The 18,990-nt window shown below is 63.5% G+C and carries 20 protein-coding genes, 1 rRNA gene and 1 pseudogene; 3 read left to right on the top strand and 19 right to left on the bottom strand.

Features of this window, described 5'->3' with window-relative positions; all coding sequences use genetic code 11:
• Positions 1-4 precede the first annotated feature (4 nt).
• The 9 genes from rpsI to hisB all read right to left on the bottom strand — a co-directional run bounded on the left by rpsI (position 5) and on the right by hisB (position 5,787).
• The gene (gene rpsI / locus GUI70_RS07005) at positions 5-397 is read right to left on the bottom strand and encodes a 30S ribosomal protein S9 (RefSeq protein ID WP_161881598.1); all 393 of its coding nucleotides are present in this window, start codon (positions 395-397) and stop codon (positions 5-7) included.
• On the bottom strand, positions 397-828 hold the full coding sequence (rplM, locus tag GUI70_RS07000; RefSeq protein ID WP_161881597.1) for a 50S ribosomal protein L13: 432 nt from the start codon (positions 826-828) through the stop codon (positions 397-399). Before rplM ends, rpsI begins: the two co-directional genes overlap by 1 nt.
• Positions 829-1,012: 184 nt before the next feature.
• Positions 1,013-1,255: a hypothetical protein gene (locus GUI70_RS06995; protein ID WP_161881596.1), complete on the bottom strand. Its 243-nt coding sequence runs from the start codon at positions 1,253-1,255 to the stop codon at positions 1,013-1,015.
• A 69-nt stretch (positions 1,256-1,324) separates the two neighbouring features.
• Positions 1,325-1,759: a uracil-DNA glycosylase gene (locus tag GUI70_RS06990; RefSeq protein ID WP_161881595.1), complete on the bottom strand. Its 435-nt coding sequence runs from the start codon at positions 1,757-1,759 to the stop codon at positions 1,325-1,327.
• A 43-nt stretch (positions 1,760-1,802) separates the two neighbouring features.
• Positions 1,803-1,943 (bottom strand): hypothetical protein, encoded by a 141-nt coding sequence (locus GUI70_RS23950; RefSeq protein ID WP_202630419.1) that lies wholly within the window; start codon positions 1,941-1,943, stop codon positions 1,803-1,805.
• Positions 1,944-2,044: 101 nt separating this feature from the next.
• Complete coding sequence (locus GUI70_RS06985; protein ID WP_161881594.1) at positions 2,045-2,299, bottom strand: hypothetical protein; 255 nt, start codon at positions 2,297-2,299, stop codon at positions 2,045-2,047.
• 5 nt (positions 2,300-2,304) lie between these two features.
• Positions 2,305-4,458, bottom strand: a complete 2,154-nt coding sequence (gene glgB / locus GUI70_RS06980; protein ID WP_161881593.1) for a 1,4-alpha-glucan branching protein GlgB — start codon at positions 4,456-4,458, stop codon at positions 2,305-2,307.
• A gap of 88 nt (positions 4,459-4,546) precedes the next feature.
• On the bottom strand, positions 4,547-5,206 hold the full coding sequence (gene hisH, locus GUI70_RS06975) for an imidazole glycerol phosphate synthase subunit HisH (RefSeq protein ID WP_161881592.1): 660 nt from the start codon (positions 5,204-5,206) through the stop codon (positions 4,547-4,549).
• Positions 5,203-5,787: an imidazoleglycerol-phosphate dehydratase HisB gene (gene hisB, locus GUI70_RS06970; protein WP_161881591.1), complete on the bottom strand. Its 585-nt coding sequence runs from the start codon at positions 5,785-5,787 to the stop codon at positions 5,203-5,205. Before hisB ends, hisH begins: the two co-directional genes overlap by 4 nt.
• Positions 5,788-5,892: 105 nt before the next feature.
• On the opposite strand from hisB, the gene GUI70_RS06965 reads away from it, so the two are divergent.
• Complete coding sequence (locus GUI70_RS06965; RefSeq protein ID WP_161881590.1) at positions 5,893-6,666, top strand: PIG-L deacetylase family protein; 774 nt, start codon at positions 5,893-5,895, stop codon at positions 6,664-6,666.
• Here GUI70_RS06965 and GUI70_RS06960 read toward each other — a convergent pair.
• Positions 6,656-7,006, bottom strand: coding sequence for a DUF1801 domain-containing protein (locus GUI70_RS06960; RefSeq protein ID WP_202630418.1), 351 nt, complete (start codon positions 7,004-7,006; stop codon positions 6,656-6,658). The genes GUI70_RS06965 and GUI70_RS06960 overlap by 11 nt on opposite strands.
• 218 nt (positions 7,007-7,224) lie before the next feature.
• Complete coding sequence (locus GUI70_RS06955; RefSeq protein WP_161881589.1) at positions 7,225-7,614, bottom strand: helix-turn-helix domain-containing protein; 390 nt, start codon at positions 7,612-7,614, stop codon at positions 7,225-7,227.
• A 337-nt stretch (positions 7,615-7,951) separates the two neighbouring features.
• Here GUI70_RS06955 and GUI70_RS06950 point away from each other — a divergent pair, with 337 nt between their 5' ends.
• On the top strand, positions 7,952-8,203 hold the full coding sequence (locus GUI70_RS06950) for a hypothetical protein (protein WP_161881588.1): 252 nt from the start codon (positions 7,952-7,954) through the stop codon (positions 8,201-8,203).
• Positions 8,204-8,219: 16 nt separating this feature from the next.
• On the opposite strand, the gene GUI70_RS06945 is transcribed toward GUI70_RS06950, so the two are convergent.
• The 7 genes from GUI70_RS06945 to GUI70_RS23945 form a co-directional block, all read right to left on the bottom strand.
• Positions 8,220-8,750, bottom strand: coding sequence for an adenylyl-sulfate kinase (locus GUI70_RS06945; protein ID WP_161881587.1), 531 nt, complete (start codon positions 8,748-8,750; stop codon positions 8,220-8,222).
• Positions 8,740-10,275, bottom strand: a complete 1,536-nt coding sequence (locus tag GUI70_RS06940; RefSeq protein WP_237724760.1) for a carboxypeptidase M32 — start codon at positions 10,273-10,275, stop codon at positions 8,740-8,742. Before GUI70_RS06940 ends, GUI70_RS06945 begins: the two co-directional genes overlap by 11 nt.
• A 126-nt stretch (positions 10,276-10,401) precedes the next feature.
• On the bottom strand, positions 10,402-11,640 hold the full coding sequence (locus GUI70_RS06935; protein ID WP_161881586.1) for a bifunctional folylpolyglutamate synthase/dihydrofolate synthase: 1,239 nt from the start codon (positions 11,638-11,640) through the stop codon (positions 10,402-10,404).
• 20 nt (positions 11,641-11,660) lie between these two features.
• Positions 11,661-12,587 carry a manganese-dependent inorganic pyrophosphatase gene (locus GUI70_RS06930; RefSeq protein WP_161881585.1) on the bottom strand — a complete coding sequence of 309 codons (927 nt, stop codon included), beginning with the start codon at positions 12,585-12,587 and terminating at the stop codon, positions 11,661-11,663.
• Between the two features lie 73 nt (positions 12,588-12,660).
• The gene (locus GUI70_RS06925; RefSeq protein WP_161881584.1) at positions 12,661-13,800 is read right to left on the bottom strand and encodes an RNA-guided endonuclease InsQ/TnpB family protein; all 1,140 of its coding nucleotides are present in this window, start codon (positions 13,798-13,800) and stop codon (positions 12,661-12,663) included.
• Entirely contained in the window at positions 13,801-14,199 is a 399-nt protein-coding gene (gene tnpA / locus GUI70_RS06920; RefSeq protein WP_161881583.1) for an IS200/IS605 family transposase, read from the bottom strand.
• 232 nt (positions 14,200-14,431) lie between these two features.
• Positions 14,432-18,016 (bottom strand): S-layer homology domain-containing protein, encoded by a 3,585-nt coding sequence (locus GUI70_RS23945; RefSeq protein ID WP_202630417.1) that lies wholly within the window; start codon positions 18,014-18,016, stop codon positions 14,432-14,434.
• Between the two features lie 423 nt (positions 18,017-18,439).
• Between GUI70_RS23945 and GUI70_RS06910 the strand changes: the two are divergent.
• Positions 18,440-18,739, top strand: a pseudogene (locus tag GUI70_RS06910) (SRPBCC family protein); the annotation flags it as partial.
• A gap of 154 nt (positions 18,740-18,893) precedes the next feature.
• Here the strand turns inward: GUI70_RS06910 and GUI70_RS06905 are convergent.
• A 16S ribosomal RNA gene (locus tag GUI70_RS06905) occupies positions 18,894-18,990 on the bottom strand; the annotation flags it as partial.

Genomic DNA, 18,990 nt, shown 5'->3' with positions numbered 1-18,990 from the left:
GGACTCAGCGCTTGCTGAACTGCGGCGCGCGGCGGGCCTTCTTGAGGCCGTACTTCTTGCGCTCGACTTCGCGGGGATCGCGCTTGAGTAAGCCCTTGGGCTTGAGCTGGGCGCGGAAGTCGGGGTTGACCTTCAGCAGCGCGCGCGAGATGCCCAGCTTGATGGCGTCGGCCTGGCCGCTGGGACCGCCGCCCGCCACGGTGATGTAGGCGTCGTAGCGCCCCGCCGTGCCGGTTTCGCGAAAGCCCTGAAGGGCGTGGACGGCGCGCAGCAGGCCCCGGAAGTAGTTCTGGAACTCCTTGCCGTTGACGACGATCTTGCCTTCGCCGGGGCGCAGGAAGACGCGCGCGACGGCGGTCTTGCGGCGTCCGGTGCCGTAGAACTGTTCAGTAGCCATTACTTATTCTCCAGCTTGGTGGGTTGTTGGGCGGCGTGGGGGTGGGTCTCGCCCGCATAGACCTTCAGGCGCGGGTGCATGGCCCGGCCCTGGCGGCCCTTGGGCAGCATGCCGAAGACGGCGTGCTCGATGACGCGCTCGGGGTGACGGGCAATCGCGGTGCGGGCGGTTTCTTTCTTGAGGCCGCCCTGGTAGCCGCTGTAGCGGGTGTAGACCTTCTGGTCCATCTTCTTGCCGGTCAGCGCCACCTTCTCGGCGTTCACGACCACCACGAAGTCGCCGTTCATGATGTTGGGCGTGAAGTCGGGACGGTGCTTGCCACGAATACGGCTGGCGATCAGGGTGGCCAGGCGGCCCAGCGGCACATCGCTGGCGTCCACGACGACCCAGTTCTGTTCGGTTGAATTGTTGTCAGGCACGTAGGTTTTCACGTTGTTGCTCCAGAAGTGGGGGATTTGAGCAGCTCGTCAGGTCGAGGCTCGGCTTCTCGCGGGGGCAAGGAGCGAGCGACCTCGCCGGGGCTGCGCCCGACCGTTTCGCACCCTACCAAGCGCAAAACACCGCTCGCCAGTGTATCAGAGATAAGCGGCGGCGGCAAGCGGGGCAACTCTGGAATCAGGCCGCGCCGAGCTGCCCGAAAAAAGACAGCTGCCGGTAAAGGTCGTCGAGCGCCTGGGCGTAGAGTGGCTGCGGCACATCGGACAGCAGGGCCAGGCCCAGCACCGCGTCCTGGATGCTGGCGAACTGGGCCTGCTGCTGCCAGCCAGATCCCTCGGTCAGCAGCACCACAGCTTCCCCGTCGAGCAGGAAGCGCACACGGCCCTCGGAAGTGCGGGTATCGCTGTAGTGCTGCACCATACAGTCAGCATAGCCCCCGGCTCCTGACAAAATCGGTGCAATGCCTGACGATTCCCTAAGAGCGTCGTCTCAGTTGTTGAGCATCAGGTTGCCTATATTGCCCACCGGGGTCGTCTCGCCCGGGAATTTGACGCTGACATTGACCACCGTGCCCATGACCGTGGCGGGGTCGAGGATGATGCTGTGGGCCGAGAGCAGCGGTGGGATCGGCTGGGTGTCGATGGCGCGCACGAGCACCTGCCCCTGGGCCGGAACGAACACGCACCAGCCCTCCGGCGAGGACGTGAAGGCCCGGACCGGCAACAGACTTTGCAGCCCCAGTTCGCCGGGTGCCGGCCAGTATTCGATCAGCAAGGTGGCCTGCTGGCGCTGAAGGTCCGAGGCGTCAATGTCGAGCTGAATCTCGATGGCGTCGGGCTTGTCAGTGTTGAGTTTCATCCAGCCCGGCACCACGTTGCGCCCGCTGGAGTTGCTCTTGTACATCTGGGAAGTGTTCTGGGTCATGCCCTTACCTTAGCTCAAAGTCGGGCACTCCGGTCTGGCTCGCTCAGCTCTTCTCAGGCAGTGTGCCGAGCAGACTGCGGGCAATGAAGTACCCGACGGCGAACACCAGCAGCGGCAGCAGATCGAGGGCAACGGTGGTTTCCTTCTCGGGATGCAGGGCGTCGTGTCTCTGAAAGCGAATCATAAGCAGAGCTTAAGGCTTGCGCCCCCCGATTGCCTTCCCCTTCACTTCATCCAGCCGCTGTCAACCGGCTGCGGGCCGGCCTGAGCTGATCTGCATCAGCTTCAAGGCGCGCTGCCCTGGCGCAGCGTCAGCAGCAATAGCACAATCAGGGCGGCGTCGAGCAGCCAGCTGGCCGGACGGCACAGACGCACATCGCGCCGGGCACGCAACACCTGCACCACGAGGCGCAGGGCCAGCAGCGCGGCCAGCACCCACACCGGCACCGCCAGCCCCAGCAGCGGCGCAAACAGCAGCAGGGCGATGGCCAGCAGCAACAGCAGGCTCAGCGTCGCCAGCGGTTCCAGAACAGGCGGCATCCGCTTCAGGTGGAATCGCCGGGGCGCTCGGTGGGGACTGGACCGGCCGTTGACGACTCAGGATCTTCGTTAGCTCCTCGACTGGTGACGGCCACCTCCACCTGCGGCGGCCCGGCACTAATCTGCTTAGCGTTGGCGGATTTCGAGCGGGCCTTCTTGCCTTTGGCCTTGCCGCTGGCGATCTCGGAAGTGGGGGACGGCACTTGGGTAGGCGTCACTGGTATTGACTGATCCGGCGTCAATTGGGCTGGAATCACCTGAGACTCCGGCTCGGCGGGTAGCGTGGGCGACGGCAGCGGCCTCAGCATCAGGGCGCTGTTGGGAGCCAAGTTGAGCCGCAAGCGGTGGGTCTGGCCGTGGTCTCCGCCCTCCTGAGCAAAGAGGTCACCCTGCTGGGTTCCGAAGCCGCCGTACTCGCCCGCGTCCGTGTCGAGCAGCACCTGATACTGGCCGCCCTGCGGCACGCCCACCGGGTAGCCCTCACGGTACACCGGGGTCATGTTGAGCACCACCAGCAGCCAGTCGTTGCTGTCAGGGTCGCGGCGCAGGTAGCTGTAGGTGCTGGCGTCAACGTCGTCGGCGTTGATCCACAGCAGTCCTTCTGGAGCGTGGTCGCCCGCGTGCAGGGCCGGGTACTCGCGGTAGAGCCGGTTGAGGTCGCGCACCAGCAGCAGCACGCCCCGGTGATCGCGCTGGTCGGTGAGGAACCAGGGCAGCTCGATATTCTCGTTCCACTCGGTGGCCTGGGCAAATTCCTGGCCCATGAACAGCAGCTTCTTGCCGGGCGTGGTCCACATGTAGGCGTAGAAGGCGCGCAGCCCGGCCATCTGGGCGTAGTGGTCGCCGGGCATCTTGCGCAGCAAGCTCTTCTTGCCGTGGACCACCTCGTCATGCGACAGGGCCAGCACGAACTTCTCGGAAGTGCGATAGACGTTGAAGAAGGTCAACTTGTGGTGGGCGTACTTGCGGTAGACCGGGTCCTGCCGAATGTAATCAAGCGAGTCGTTCATCCAGCCCATGGCCCACTTGTAATGAAAGCCAAGGCCGAAGGGAGCCGGGGTGGTGACGCCCGCGAAGTTGGTGCTCTCCTCGGCGATCATCATGGCTCCCGGTACCCGGTGGGCCACCACGTCGTTGAGGCGCTTGAGAAAGGCCACCGCTTCCAGGTTCTCGTTGCCGCCGTGAATGTTCGGGATCCAGTCGGTGCGCGAGAAATCGAGGTAGAGCATCGAGGCCACCGCATCCACCCGCAGGCCGTCGATGTGGTATTCCTCCAGCCATTTGAGGGCGGAGCCGATCAGGAACATCACGACCTCGTTGCGTCCGTAGTCGAAGATGTAGGTGTTCCAGTCGATGTGAAAGCCCTTGCGCGGGTCAGCGTACTCGAAGAGCGGTTCGCCGTCGAAATGGGCCAGGCCATGCTCGTCGGTGGGGAAGTGACCTGGCACCCAGTCGAGCAGCACCCCGATGCCGCGCGAGTGCAGATGATCGACAAAATACTTGAAGTCGTCGGGCGTGCCGAAGCGGCTGGTGGGCGCGTAGTAGCCGGTCACCTGGTAGCCCCACGAGCCGTCGAAGGGGTGCTCCATGACGCCCATCAGCTCGACGTGGGTGTAGCCGAGCCAGTCCACGTAATCGGCCAGGCGGTGCGCCAGATCGCGGTAATTCATATACCAGTTGCCCAGGCCGCGCGCCCATGACCCCAGATGCACCTCGTAGATGCTGATCGGCTGCTTGTCGCTGGGATCACGCTTGGCCAGCCAGTCGCCGTCGTTCCAGACGTGGCTGCTCTGCCAGACGACGCTGGCGGTGGCGGGGCGCAGTTCTGAGAGCTGCATGTATGGATCGGCCTTCTGGACGGTGCGCCCATCCTGGCCGGTGACGTTGTACTTGTAGGCGTGCCCGGCGTGGGCCTGCGGCACGAAGAGGCCCCAGAACCCGAAGTCGAGGCGCTCCAGCGGGTGCTCGAAGCCGTTCCAGTAATTGAAATCGCCCACCACGCTGACATGCTGGGCGTTGGGTGCCCACACCGCGAACCGGACGCCTTCCACACCGTCCTGGGTGGTGACATGCGCGCCCAGCAGTTGGTCGGGCCGCACCAGATCGGCGGTGGCCAGCTTCTGGAGCAGGTCATAATTCAGCGGCAGTAGCTCGTTCATCCTGGCAGTTTACCGTCCGGTTGCCGCCAAGCCCTGCACTGCCGGGGCCAGAGCGGCCCGAGGGCGGGTCTGTAAAGGCTAGGTAAAGTCAGCTCAAGTGCGGCTCCACGACGTTTTGACGGAACCGGGCCAGCAGTGCCAGGCCCAACGCCCCACTCTTTTCCGGGTGAAACTGGGTGGCGTGGATGTTGCCCTGACTGATGACCGACCAGAACGGCAACCCGTACTCGGTGATGGCTCCGGCATCGACAGGCACCTCGGCGGGCACGTAGTAGCTATGGACGAAGTAGGCGTGGCCCGCCCCTCCCCCACTGCCGGGCAAACCGCGCAGCAGCGGCGAGTCACCCACCGGCTGCACGCTGTTCCAGCCCATCTGCGGCACCTTGTGGCCCGGCTGGGCGGTGAAGCGCCGCACCGTACCGGGAATGAGTTTCAGGCCTGAGACGCCCGGCGCTTCCTCGGAACCGTCGAAGAGCATCTGCATGCCCACGCAGATGCCCAGCAGCGGCGTGCCGGACGCGACTGCCGAGAGCAGCGGTTCACGGAAACCGCTTTCATCGAACGCCTCCATCACCTGCCGGAAGTGCCCCTGACCCGGCACCACAATCCCGGCGGCCCCATCCAACTCAGTGGGGTCGTCTGTCACCCTGACGTTCATTCCGGCGCGCACCAGGGCCTTTTCGGCGCTGCGCAGGTTGCCCGCGCCGTAGTCGAGCAGCAGCACTTGCGGGTCGGTCGGTGGGGTCACAGCGCGCCCTTGGTACTCGGCAAATCGGTGCTCGTCACCTTCACGGCGTCGCGCAGGGCACGGGCAAACGCCTTCATGATCGCCTCGATGACGTGGTGGGCTTCGCGGCCCGAGAGCAGGCGCACGTGCAGGGTCACGCCGCCGTGGTTACAAAATCCCCGCAGAAATTCGCGCAGGTGGTAGTGGGTAAAGTCGCCCGCCGATCCCCACACGTCGAGCGCCTCCGGTTCGAAGGCCAGGTGGGCGCGGCCCGAGAGATCGACGACCACATGCGCCAGCGTCTCGTCCATCGGCACGAAGGCGCTGCCGTAGCGCTCGATCCCCTGGCGGTCGCCCAGCGCCTGACTGAGCGCTTGCCCCAGCGTGATGCCGGTGTCCTCGATCAGGTGGTGCGGCTCGATGTGAAGATCGCCCGTGGCCTGCACCTGAAGGCCCAGCCGCCCATGCCGCGAGAGCTGTTCGAGCATGTGGTCGAAAAAGCCGTGCCCGCTGGCGAGCGCTGCGCCGGGCGTGTCGAGGTCGAGCTTCACTTTGATGTCGGTTTCCAGGGTGCGGCGGTGAACGGTGGCGGATCGGGTCATGCCGGAAGTCTAGGGCCCGCCGTGCCGAGGGGTGGTGGGCCAGGCTGGACGGGTATGAATGAAGTCTCGTTCCGGCGAGAGAGGCCGACCCGCTAGACTGCCGTTATGACCCGCCTCACCGGCAAGACCCCCAAGCGCCGCAGACCGCTGCTGTGGCTACTGGCGCTGGCGCTGCTCGGCACGGCCTGCACCGCCGTCTTTACCACCCAGCTCACCGATTCGCCCGCAGCGGCGCTGGCAGCAGGCCAGGACTTGCTGAGCCAGAAGACGGTGCTGGCGATTGTGGCGCACCCCGACGACCTGGAGTGGTATATCGGCGGCACCCTGAGGCGACTGGCTGAGGGCGGCGCGAATGTGCAGGTCATCGTCGCCACCGACGGCGAGAAGGGACCCAACCGCACCAAGTCGCCGAACCTGGCGGCCACCCGCCGCGCCGAGCAGGCCGCCGCCGGAGCCATCAACGGCTATACCCATATCTTCTCGCTGGCCCTGCCGGACCGGGGCGCGGCGAAGGACCCGCGCTTCTTGCCGGAAGTCGAGCGTCTCTACCACGAGGTCAAGCCTGATGCCGTGTTCGTCTTCGACCCAACCTATCCCTCGCTGCCCTACCTGCACGTCGATCACCAGGGGTCGGCGCGCGAGTTTCTAAAGTTTTGGAACACGCTGGGCGCAGACAAGCCGCCGGTCTATCTGTTCCAGACCCGGCGGCCCGACGCGGGGGTGGACATCAGCGGCGTCATCGACACCAAAGTCCGCGCACTCGCGCAGCACGTCAGCCAGAACGGCGGCAGCGGCGAAAATATGCGGGGCTTTTTCGCTGGAGCAGGCAAATCGGTGGGCGTCGGCTTTGCCGAGCTGTTCCGGGTGCTCAGGAAGTAGCTTTCTTGCGGGCGGACCGATCAGCCCGCGCGGCGACATTGGTCGCCACCGCCGCACTGATGAGCCGCTTGAAGGCGGCCTCACCGAGTTCATCGCCCTCACGTAGATCGATGGCCCGCCGCGTACCGCCGGTCAAGCTGGCGTTGAACAGCCGCTCCGGGTCGTCGACGCTGGCCCCACGAAAGAAGGTGAGCTCCACCGCCTGCTGGCCCACCTCTCCGGTACAGACACCACCGTCGTGAGACCAGACCGGGATGCCGGGCGAGGTCGGCTTTTCCCACTTCCATTCTTCCTGCATCTCGGGGTCGGCTGCCAGAATAAGCCGCCAGACGCGGCCCAACGTCTCCCCAGCCAATCAGCCAGCGCCGCGATCCGCTCGGTAATTCTGGCGGCAACAAGCTGAGCGTCAGCACTATTCGTTGGCTTTATGGTTCCTGCCCCCCTTCGTCTGATCGCTGCGAGCGATCAGCACGCAAATCTGGCGGCTCGACAAAACAAAATCCCGTCCAGCACGCGGGTGCCGAGCGGGATTTGACCGGAACGGTGGGGGGTCGGCCCTCAGTCCAGAATGCGCTTGAGGTGCAGGTAGATCTCGTACCAGTCGCCCTTGTCACGCGGGCGCTTGCCACGCAACTCGATGCGGGCCAGGGTCCGCACCCAGTCGGGCGTGATCTGCGCGCCAAGCGTGGGGTCGGCCACCAGATCGGCCAGTCCCTTGGGCATGGCTCCATCGGTGTTCTGGCCGTAGAACTCGACCCCTTCGAGCAGGTCGTGGACGGTGATGTTGTAGGCTCCCGCCAGCGTCTGAAGGGTATCCAGGCTGGGGTTGGTGCGTCCGCGCTCAAGGTCAGACAGGTACGGCACGCTAATGCTGGCCGTCTCCGCCACGTCTTTGAGGCGCAGCCCGCGCTCGCTGCGTAACTCGCGCAATCGTTCGTGTAATTTCATGCTTCACCTCCCGGTGTGGTGAGAGCCAGCCTCGCCCAGACGAAGTGTCCAGACGACCCGTTCGGGTAACCCCCCTCCCCATTCAGACGAATCGCCCCGTCATTGCTGGCGTTGGGTTCAGCTGGTGGATGATTTGAGGTGCTCTGGCTCAGGATGCGGATCTGCCGATACCTTCTGGTATTTACAGAATTTCGCACCCTCAAAATGGAGTGTACCACCGCACCCGAATCCGGTCAAGACAGAATGAAGCGGGTCAAGTTCTTGAAGAGGCAAGCCGGGTACGCTATTATCGTAATCAAGAGCAGCGTTCTGAGCTTGCCTTCACCCGGAGGACCCTATGCGCGCCATTGACGATATCGCCCTGAGCTTGCGGCTCGGCCAGCTTCACCCCACCTCCGTCCTTAACACCCTGATCGCCACCGAGAACGAGGGCGGCCTCGGGGCGGTGCGCCAGCTTGAGCGCCACCTGACCCGCAGCGCCGACGCCCTGAACGAGCGCCAGCATCCCCACAGCCAGCTGGCGCAGATCTGGCTCAGCGCCACCCGCGCGTATCTGGTGGCCCAGACCGAGCAGAAGCGGGCGGTGTAGAACCAGTCAGGAAGGTTCAGGTCCAACCGAGCCAGGCGAGCACCTGTGCGCCCAGCTCACCAACCGTCCGGCCATCGGTGCCGAGGCGCTGAACCCAGGCGGGCGTCTGCTGACCGAGTTCAGCGGCCCGCTTGCTGCTTTTTTCGACATGTACCTCCAGCCCCGCCCCGATTTCCCGGCCGGCCAGCCTGGCCCGCGCCGTGTCGTCGTTGGCAGTCAGCAGCACGGCCCTCAGTACCGGCTCGTCGCCCATTGCCCTCGCCAGGTCAGCGCTGTGCAGCACGCTGACAGTGTTGGTGTAGATCAGTCGGCGGTAACCCAGGGCGCGGTAGTTCTGCCAGATGGTTGCCAGGTTCCGTTCGGCCAGGCCATGTTCCCAGGGCGGTGGCCAGGCCAGATCGAGGTTGTCGCCCTCGATGACGGCATGCCTGACCTGCCGCGCCGAGAGCTGATGGTGCAGCTCAGCAGCCAGACTGGTCTTTCCCACCCCGGAGCGGCCTCCGATCAGCAGCACCTCGCTGCGTTCCGGGGTCGGCTCAGGCTTCAAGACCGTAGATGTCGGTGTACTTGTCGAACAGGTAGTTGACGTAGGCGTCGGCGCTCAGCGGCTGGCCGGTGGCGTCCTGCACGATCTGACCGGGCGTGCGGCGGCGGCCATACTGATGCACGTTGACGCGGAGCCACTCGTGCAGTGGAGCGTAGTCGGCCTGCTCGATTCCGGCGGCAATCTCCGGCACACGGCGGGCGGCTTCGAACAGTTGCACGCTCAGCAGGTTGCCCAGGCTGTAGGTCGGGAAGTAACCGATCAGGCCCGATGACCAGTGGATGTCCTGCAAGACGCCCTCGGCGTCGCTTGGCGGCGTCAGGCCCAGGTACGCCTGCATCTTGGCGTTCCAGGCGTCGGGCAGCTCGGCCACACTCAGCTCACCCTCCAGCAGGGCCAGTTCCAGCTCGAAGCGCAGCATGATGTGGAAGTTGTAGGTCACCTCGTCGGCCTCGACCCGGATCAGGCTCGGCTGCACCCGGTTGACGGCCCGGTAGATGGATTCGGCGTCCTGTCCGGCGGCCACCTCCGGCGCAGCCCCGGCGAATTCGCCGAAGTAGCGCTGCCAGAAGGCCCGTGAGCGGCCCAGCAGGTTCTCGAACATCCGTGACTGGCTTTCGTGAACGCCCAGGCTGGCTCCCCTAGAGAGCGGTGTACGCTCCAGTTCGCGGCCCACGCCGTACTCGTACATGGCGTGGCCGGTCTCGTGCCAGGTGCCGAAGAGGCTCATCGGGAAGTACTGCTCGTCGAAGCGGGTGGTGATCCGCAGGTCGTCGGCACTGAAATTGGTCTGGAACGGGTGTGCCGAGACGTCGAGTCGCGAAAAACCGGGCTGCAGGCCGAAGGCCTCCGCCGCCACCTTGAGCGAGAAGGCCCGCTGCGCTGCCGCCGGAAACGGGCGCGACAGCACGCCGTAATCGGCAGCATCACCGGCGGCCACGATCTTCCTCAGCAGCGGCAGGGTGCGCTCGCGCAGGTCGGCGAAGATCTGGCGTACCTGGGACGTTTTCATGCCGGGTTCGTAGTCGTCCAGCAGGGCGTCGTAAGGGTGGTCGCCCTGGCTGGTGAGTTCGGCATAGCGGCGGGTCAGATCGAGCACCCGGCTCAGGTAAGGTGCGAAGTGGGCGAAGTCGTTCTCGCCCCGCGCCTTGATCCAGGCGTGGTGGGCCTCGCTCCTGGCCTGGGTCAGCTCCTCCACGAAGGCGGTCGGCAACTTGGTGGCCTTGTCGTAGTCGCGCCGGGTCACCCTCAGCAGGTCGGCGCCGATCTCGCTCACCGTACTGCTCTGCTCGGCAGCTTCCAGCAGCACCCGCGTTTCCTCACCGATGAACATCTGGTGGCTCAGCCCAGCCAGCGACGCCATCTGCAGGCCGCGCACCCGTGCCGCGTCCGGCGGCATCTGCGTTTCCTGATCCCAGGACAGCAGGCTCTGCGCCGCACCGAGGTCGCTGATCAGATTGAGGCGGCGTTTGAGGTCGTCGAGGGTGCTGGCGGCACCGGCTGGAGCAGGCATCTGGTCAACTGTCATGCCGTTTAAGCTAGCACCGGCGTGAGGCCAGGAAGGCGGCGGCCCGACTCAGCCAAATGGCCTAGCGCAGCGCTCAGGCGAGACCCATGCCACAACAGTCTCCCGCCCTCCCCGACTGATTCCCGCTCACTGCCACCGCTCGCGCTCCTCGCCCACTTCACCCATCAGCAGGGGCCGCACCTCACCCACCAGGTACAGGCTGCCGCACACCAGGCTCAGGCACGGCGGCAGCAGGTCAAGTGCCTCGGCGGGCGTTCCGGCCAGGCGGGTCGGCACACTGAACAGCCCAGCCAGCACGCCAGGATCGGCGGCACGCGGGCTGAGCTGGGCACGGGTCACGATCACTTCGCTCGCCACCCGCTCCAACTCGGCCACCACGCCCTTGATGTCCTTGTCACCCGCCGCTCCAAAGACGATGGGCAGCCGCTCGACGTCCAGTCCCCGCAGGGCCGCCACCAGTGCCCGAGCACCGTCGGGGTTGTGTGCGCCGTCAAGCAGCACCTCGCGCCCGCGCCAATCCAGTTTCTCCAGGCGTCCCGGCCAGCGCACCCGCGCCGCACCCGACTGAAGAGCCGCTGCGCCCAGGCCCAGTCGCTGGGCCGCCAGGGCTGCCAGGGCCGCATTCCTCGCGCCGTGCATCCCCAGCAGCGGCGTGCGGAAGGTGACAGACCCGGCGGGACTGCTCAGCTCGACTTCCCAGCCGTCCCAGCCGAGCGGACGACCTTCGAACTGCGCCTCACGCCCCAGCGCCCACACGTCGGCCCCACTCCGCTCCAGGATCGGCAGCAGTTCCGGCGCGACGCCAGTCACGGCCAACCCACCCGGGCGCAGAATGCCCGCCTTCTCGGCGGCGATCAGCTCGACGGTCTGGCCCAGGATCTCGGTATGGTCGAGCGCCACGCCGGTCACGATGCTCAGCAGCGGGTCGAGGACGTTGGTGGCGTCCAGCCGCCCACCCAGGCCGACTTCCATCACCGCCACCTCAGCCCCGGCTTCGGCAAACAGCGAACAGGCCAGCGCCACCACAATCTCGAAGAAGGTCGCGCCCAATGCCTCGGCCTGCGGACGCACCCGGCTCAGGGCTGCGCTCACCGTTTCCGGCGGCACTTCGCGCTCGCCCACCACGAAGCGCTCAGCGAAGCGGGTCAGGTGCGGGCTGGTAAACAGGGCCGTGCGCCCACCATCCGCCGCCAGCATGGCCGCCAGCGTCGCCGCCGTGCTGCCCTTGCCGTTGGTCCCGCCCACCAGCACCGTCCGGAAAGCCCCTTGCGGGTCGCCCAGCCGCGCCAGCAAATCGCGCACCCGGCCCAGGCCAGGATGAACGCCGAAGCGCTGACGGGCATACAGCCAGTCGAGGTCATTCACGGCAGGCACACCCCAGCCCTTCAGGTCGAAAAATACGCTTCCAGCGCCGGAATGATCTGCTTCTTGCGGCTGATCAGTTGGCCCAGATCGGCCAGGCCGCCTTGCGTTTCTACGCCGAAAGCGGCCTGCACCACCCCGGCTTCCGTCTCGGAAGGAACGAGCATCCGGTTGGTCTCATTGAGAATATCGACCACGCCCAGCAGCACACCGTCGAGCTGGGCCGCCGCCTTCTCAGCTTGCATGGCGCTGAGCAGTTCGGCCTGCCGTCCGAACACATAGGCCGGATTGGTCGTCTCGACCACGCCGATGCCCCAAGTTTGCGTGCCGAAGGGAAACACCTTGTAGTCCATCTTCAGCAGCTTATCGGCAGCGATGTCACCGAGATTGCTCTTGGCCGCGAACATCTGCATGGCGTAGCCCGCCACGTCGTCAATGCCCGCAATCGGCGCGAGAAACGCCGCCGCGTCCCTGTCGGCGACGGTGGTGGTAGGGCTGCGAAAGTGCAGCGTGTCCGAGAGGATGGCGCTCAGCAGCAGCCGGGCGTCTACAGGCTCGATGGACAGCCCCGCCTCGCGGTGAAGTTTGAGCAGCAAGGTGGCGGTGCAGCCCAGCGGCTCGAAACGCAAGGAGGCAGGCTGGCTGGTCGTCAAATCGCCGAGCTTGTGGTGGTCCACAACGTAGCGCACGTCCAGCTCGGCCAAGTTGGGCAGACTCTGGGCCGATTCGTTGTGATCGACCAGCGCCACCAGACTGCCCGCAGGAAGGCTGAAAAGCAGTTCAGGGGCGTCCAGACCCGCTTCACGCAGCACATACGCCGTTTCCAGATTGAGATCGCCCAGGCGGTAGGCGGTAGCCGGGGTGCCACTGCGGCTGAGCAGGTGGGCGTAGACCAGCGCCGCCGTGACCGCGTCGGTATCGGGGTTGAGGTGACCGAAGACAGAAATCATGCCCAGCAGTGTAGAGCTTTGCAGGCCGCAGCGAGGTGGGGGCGTCTGCATCCTTGACAATCCCACAGATGAATCAGTGGGATTCTTGAGCAACGCATGGACTAGAAATCCCTACGTTAACGCTCAACGGGTCTGCCCGACCCAAAATGTTCAAGGCGGCGTTATGGTCAGCGTTCATAGCGTGTCCACAACTGCGGCACACGAAACGAGACTGACTGACGCGGTTTGCCTTTTCGGTATACCCACACTTGCTGCACGCTTGCGACGTATAGCGCGGGTCAACCGCAATCACTCGTTTTCCGGCGCATTCTGCCTTGAAAGCGAGTATCTGAAAGAACTGACCCCACCCAACATCATGGATACTGCGGGCCAGATTCCCGCGCCCCATCCCGCCGACGTTGAGATTTTCATGTGCAATCAGGTCATTTGCGTTGACCAGCTTACGGGCTGCTTTGTGGTGAAAGTCCAGACGTTGACGCGCCACCTTGCGGTGCAGCTTCGCCACTCGTTTGACGGCTTTCCTCCGGGTGTTGCTGCGCTTGTTCGATTTACGGGCAATGGCACGTTGCAGGACACGCAGTTTCGTCATGGCGTTCTGAAAGTATCTGGGGTTATCCACAACCCCCCCATCAGAGGTAGTGAGAAAATGCGTTGTCCCTACGTCAATCCCGACACTACGCCCCGTGTTGGGCATCAGCCGAGGTTCAACCTGACAGATGTAGCTGACATACCATTCCCCGCAATCGTGAATCAGGGTTGCAGTTTTCATCTTGCCTTCCAACGGTCTGCTCAGCCGGATACGGACATTCCCAATCTTAGAGAAGTAAGCCGTGCGTCCGTCCTGAGCGACGGTGAAACCCGACTGCGGGTAGGTGAAGGAATTGTAGCGGTCACGTCCCCGGAAACGCGGGAAGCCCGCTTTTTGACCCGCCTTGACCCTACGGAAAAACGTCTGATATGCCTTGTCAAGCCGCTTCAAAACATCTTGAAGGACTTGACTGTAGACACCCTTGTATTCCGGCAACGCTTCTTTGACCTCGCTCAGTTTGTTGGCTTGGTCGTAATAGTTCAGCTTCTCTTTCCTTTTCTTGTACGCTCCAATTCTTTCCTCCAATCCCGCATTGTACAGATTACGACAAAGGCGTAATTGGTTGAAAAACTCAGTTTCTTGCGCTTGAGTGGGACAAAGACGATAGCGGAATGCTTTCAGCATTCAATCTCTCGTCTTCTGCTCTGAGATGTATTTCTGAATGGTTTCAGCGCTGACGTAGCTTGCCGTGCTGGCCCAGAAGGAGCGAGTCCAAAGCGACGGGAGCGTGTTGAGCCGAGGGTATTCCTGCCTAAGAATCCGACTTGTATGTCCCTTAAGGGCGTGCATGACCTGAATGGGCGAAACATCTGGCCCTGTGCTGATGAACATGTGAACGTGGTCGGGCATGATTTCCAGCGCCACAATCTCCCATCCTAACTCCGCCGATTTCTCGGCCAGTAGCATCTTCAAACGGTCAGCCACGCCATTCACTAACACTTTGCGTCGCCGTTTCGGGCAGAACACGAAGTGGTATCGCAGATGCGTCACCGAAGTCTGCCTGTGGAAGTTGGTGATAGACACGGACACAGTCTAGCAATTCGATGTGTCTGTTGCAAGATCCAAAAGACACCAGATAGGCATGTGACCAGGCGCTCAGCTTTCGCTTACCTCTCTGCGGGCGGCTGGGCTAACCATCCCACCGCTAAAGCGGGTTGGTTTTCCGCCCAGAACCCTTTATAAAAAAACACCCCCGCTCGTGCGGGGATGCACGAGCGGGAATGCTCGGGGGTGAAGCTCGCTGCGCTTAAAAGGCTTAGAAGCCGACCTTGTAAGTGATCTTGAAGGTCGAACCCTGGGCCGCTTGGCCGCTGGGCAAGGCCACCTGGTTCCCGTTGCCGTCAATTGCGCTCAGATTGTAGAGGCCGTAGGCGAACGACAGGTCGTAGTAGTTGCCTTCCACGTACACGCCGTTCTGGTTGATGCTGGTGCCAGTGTTCTGATCACTGTAGTAGCCAGCAGTGTTGTCGTCACTGTCAGTCCAGGGGGTGTAGGCACGGTTCTTGGCGTTCAGGCCCGCGTAGTAGACAGCCAGCTTGCCGGTAGGCAGCAGGAAGTCGTTGAGCTTGATCCCGGCGCGGTAGCTCAGGCCCGTCACGTCGTAATTGCTGGCGGCGACGCTGCTACCGGAGTAGTTGCGGCTGAGGTAACCGACCTGACCTTCGACGCTGGGCTTGAAGATGGTGTTGAGGGTGTCGGTGCTGATTCTGGCTCCAGCGGCCACCGTGCTGACGTCATTCACCGTCGGCTCGCTGCCCTGGTCGAAGCCACGGTTGTTGTAGAGACCCTTGACGTTGACATTGAGGAAGCCGAGCTTGGCGTTGTACAGACCATCGGCGTAGAGGGCCGAGCCGCTGTAGCTGCTGGTGGCGTCGCGGTAGCGGGCCGCGTAGCCGAAGCGCAGTGTCAGGTTCTTGACCAGCGCGCCGGGCAGAGCGCCGTCATGACTAATTTCCGCGCCGTACTCGCTGTAGCAGGTCGTATCGGAGAAAGCGGAAAGGCTGAAAGTGAGCGCGCCGCCGACGTCGTCGGTATCGGTCAGACCTGTGCCGGGATGCTGAAAACCGCAACCGCTCTGGTTGGTCAAGGTATTGGCGGCCAGGGTGTAATAAGCACCGTAACGGCTGTTCTCGAACAAGCTGTCAGTGTCGCCTACGGCGTCATAAGCCAGCACGTCGTTCTGGGTGCGGTTGCCACTGAGCGACAAATTGCGGTAGAACCCGCCAATGGCCAGGCCCAGGCCCGGCGTCACGTCGGCGCGCACCCCGTAGCGCGTTCCGTCGCCCTTGACCGAGTTGGTCACGTCTGCCGACTGTGTGCCAGCGTAGAGGCCGTAGTAGCCGCCGCGCACCGTCACCAGGTTGAGCAAGTTGACCTTGGCGGTCACACCGAAGTCCACGATGCCGTTGTCATCTTTCTGGCCGAGGTTGCCGCCCTCGACGGTCTGGACGTTGTAGTAACCGCCCACAGCCACCGGGCCGAGCGCGCCACCCACTTCTACACCTGCACCGACTTGTCCGGGTGCCGTGGTCTGAGTCTGATAGGTACCGTCGGCTGCCTTGTACGCTGCGGCACGGTCGCCACGGTTGTAGGGCGCAGTGCTGCCGTTGTCGCTATCACCGGGGTTGGCTTCGGAGATCGCGGCATACTTGTCGTAGCCCGCGCCGATGCTGCGGTAGTTGAGGTCGTACACGCGAACCGGGCCGATCGCGCCACTGGCCTTACCGTAAAACGCCGTCGCGGTGCGCTGGGTGTCGGAGTTGTCGGTAGGGGTGCCGGTCACGGTGCTGCGGGCGTACTCGCTGTCGATCTGGAAGCCGAACAGGCCGCCGTGGGCATCCGCGCCGTAAGCGACGACGTTTTGTACACCCACGAGGGCACCGTTGTTGGCCAGCGTCGTGCCGACGTCATCGCGGCCTTCCTGGGCGTAGTTCAGGCCCAATTTGAGGGTCCCGACCGGGGTGATCTCGGCGCGGACGCCACGGTAGTAACGGTAATCGCCGTTGGCTCCGGTGGTGGCGTGAACGTTGGCTCCAGCTGCGTCATACGTCAGGTTGCTGCTGCCATAGACGGCCTTGATGATCGGCTTGAACGCCCCTAGCACCGGCAGGTTGCTGCCGTCGACCGTGACTGCGTAGCCGTCGCCGCGCCCGTCGAGGTCATTGTCGAACACGTAATCGCTGAACTTGGTCTTGAGGCTGCGGCCAAAGTCCACCGTCACGGGGCTGTTGCCCACCGTGAAAACAGCGGTACCGTTCTTGAAGTAGAAGAACAGCGGCTTGTAGGTGTAGCCGTTGTCGTCCGTGATGGCCGGGTAATTGGCCAGGGCAGCATCGGTCTGGGTACCGGTCAGCGAGGGATTGGCGGTAATGCCGAACTTGACGTCCACCGATTTGATGGCCACGCCGCCTGCGCTGGTGAGGTATGCGCCGGTGTTGGCGCTGGTGCCAGTGGTGAAGGCCCCGGTGTTGCTGAAGTCGATGCCGAAGTCAAGGGTAGTCGCACCCTCGTTGTTGACAGCTGACGCCGCCACGACAGTCGGCGTTCCGGCGACAGTAAAGCCCGCCAAAGTATCTGCCGCCGAGATGGTGTACGCACCGGCCATGGGACCGGTGAAGGTCACCGTCTTGGTGGCCTTGGTGGTGGGGTTGGTCAACACCACGGTCTTGACGTAGCTGTCGGTGCTGAAGCCGTAGAGACCACCGGCGTTGTTGACCACTTTGGTCTGGCTGTTGGCCAGGTCCACGTAATCGACCGGGGTGTCGGTGGTGGCGCTGTCGCCGTCGTCGCCAGTGCTGAATTTGGTACCGGGGAAGAGGCGGTCAATGTCCATATCACGGTCAGCACGTGCCACGAAATAGGTGGCGGTGAGGGTGGGCTTGATGCTGAACTGGTTCTTCTCCAACGCAGTGATGCGGTTGCCAAAATCGGTGATCTTGGTTTCCGTGACGGCCACGCGGCCCACCAGGTTATCGAAGTCGGCGCGCTGCACGAAGTCGGCCTGGGCCGCCTCGATGGCACTGGCGCGGTCTTGCAGGTTCAGGATGTCCTGGTTGAGCAAGACGGTCAGGTCGTTGAGGGCCGCGATGCTGCTGGCGTTATCGTCCACATCAGCGCGCAGCGTGTCGTAGTTGGCCTGGAGGTCGTCGGCGCGGGTGGTGAAATCGCTGATCTGGCCTTGCAGATCGGCAATCGCGTCGCTGTTGCCCGAAACCTGGTCTTGCAGCTCGGTGATGGCGTCGCCGTTGCCCGAAACCTGGTCTTGCAGGTCGGTGATGGCGTCGCCGTTGGCCGCAGCCTGGTCCTGAACAGTCGACACCTGGTCTTGCAAGTCGGCCTGGGTCTGCTCGTTGGCCGAGTTGTCGAACGCTTCCGGTGCGGGGGTTTCCGTCGGCGCGGGCGTCATGCTGCCGAGTTCCTCGACGCGCTGCTCCAGACGAGCGAAGTCGTCCTTGGTCACGGCATTTTCTTCCAGATCGCTGACGCGCACACCCAGGGCAGCCAGATCGGCGGCCAGTTCCTGGATGGCGTTTTGCAGGCTGGTCATGGTCTCGGCGTCCAGGGCGGGCGCTTGGGCCGTGCCCATCTGGTTGAGCAGACGCGCGATGATGACAGCGGCCTCGTAGCGGGTCAGGTTCTGGGTGCCCCGGAAGGTGCCGTCGGGATAACCCAGAATGACGCCCTGTGAAACCAGCTTGTCGATGGCGTCCTTGGCCCAGTGACCAGCAGGCACATCGGTCAGAGCAGGGACCTGGGCCGCAGGAGCCGCCGGTGCGGTGTCCTGGGCGGCTGCGAAGCCGAATGACAGCGCAGCGGTGAGAGCGAGCAGAGACTTCTTCATATGAACCCCCGTAATGTCGCGCGCCAGAAACGGCTCCGGCTTGGTGACGATGATGGGGCGAGTTCCCGAGTTTCCTCTCCCAGGGGCAACCGCCTTCCTCATTCCTTTCGCGCAACCTGGACTGGCAATCCCTTTCATGAGAAAAGTCAGTTCAGATCAGAGTGATGATACACGCATGAAGATCAGGCGGTCAACCCTGAGAATCCCATAAATACGCGAAATAGCCCGAATTGCCTGACCGAAACGTGCTGAACGATCCGAAAGCATACCCTCATAAAGAGTTGAACTGCCCGATTTTGCCGGAGCGTTCTCATCCGCAGCGTTGACGGAGGGCTTGGTAGCACTTTAGCAGCGACACTTGAATTCAGAGAGTATCGGCTTGGGTGGATTGCAATATGCGCTGCCGAATAAGTTGAGAAGCACCTTGCCAAGGCCCCGCTCGGGACGCATGTCGAGTGGGAGGCCAAAGTGGTCAACGACAAGCCCGGCGAGCGGATCGGCTGGCACAGTCTGCCCGGCGCGACAGTCGACAATGCCGGCAGTGTGCAGTTCGAGAGCATGCCCAACGGCAGTACGCGGCTGCACGTGGCCCTCAGTTACCGTCCCCCCGCAGGGGCGCTGGGTGCAGCTGTGGCCAAGATCTTCGGTGAGGAGCCCAGCCAGCAGATCGCCGAGGACCTTCAGAAGTTCAAGCAGAGTTTTGAGGCACAGAACAAGAACTGAGCCCATAGAAAGGCCGTACTGGAAGACGCGGGCGTCTTCCAGTACATTTTTTAGCGGGCACAGAGCAAAAAAAGAGCTGTCCCGCACAGTGAAGTGCGGGACAGCTCGGGGCAGATGAACAGTGTTGTTTGAACGGTAAGGGGCGTGACAATATAAAGGAGGTGATCCAACCGCACCTTCCGGTACAGTTACCTTGTTACGACTTCACCCCAGTCATCAACCACAGCCTAGACGCCTGCCTTTCAGCTCCC

It is taken from the genome of Deinococcus alpinitundrae, assembly GCF_009982895.1.
Taxonomy (GTDB): Bacteria; Deinococcota; Deinococci; order Deinococcales; family Deinococcaceae; genus Deinococcus; species Deinococcus alpinitundrae.
This window is presented reverse-complemented; position numbering and strand designations above follow the sequence as displayed.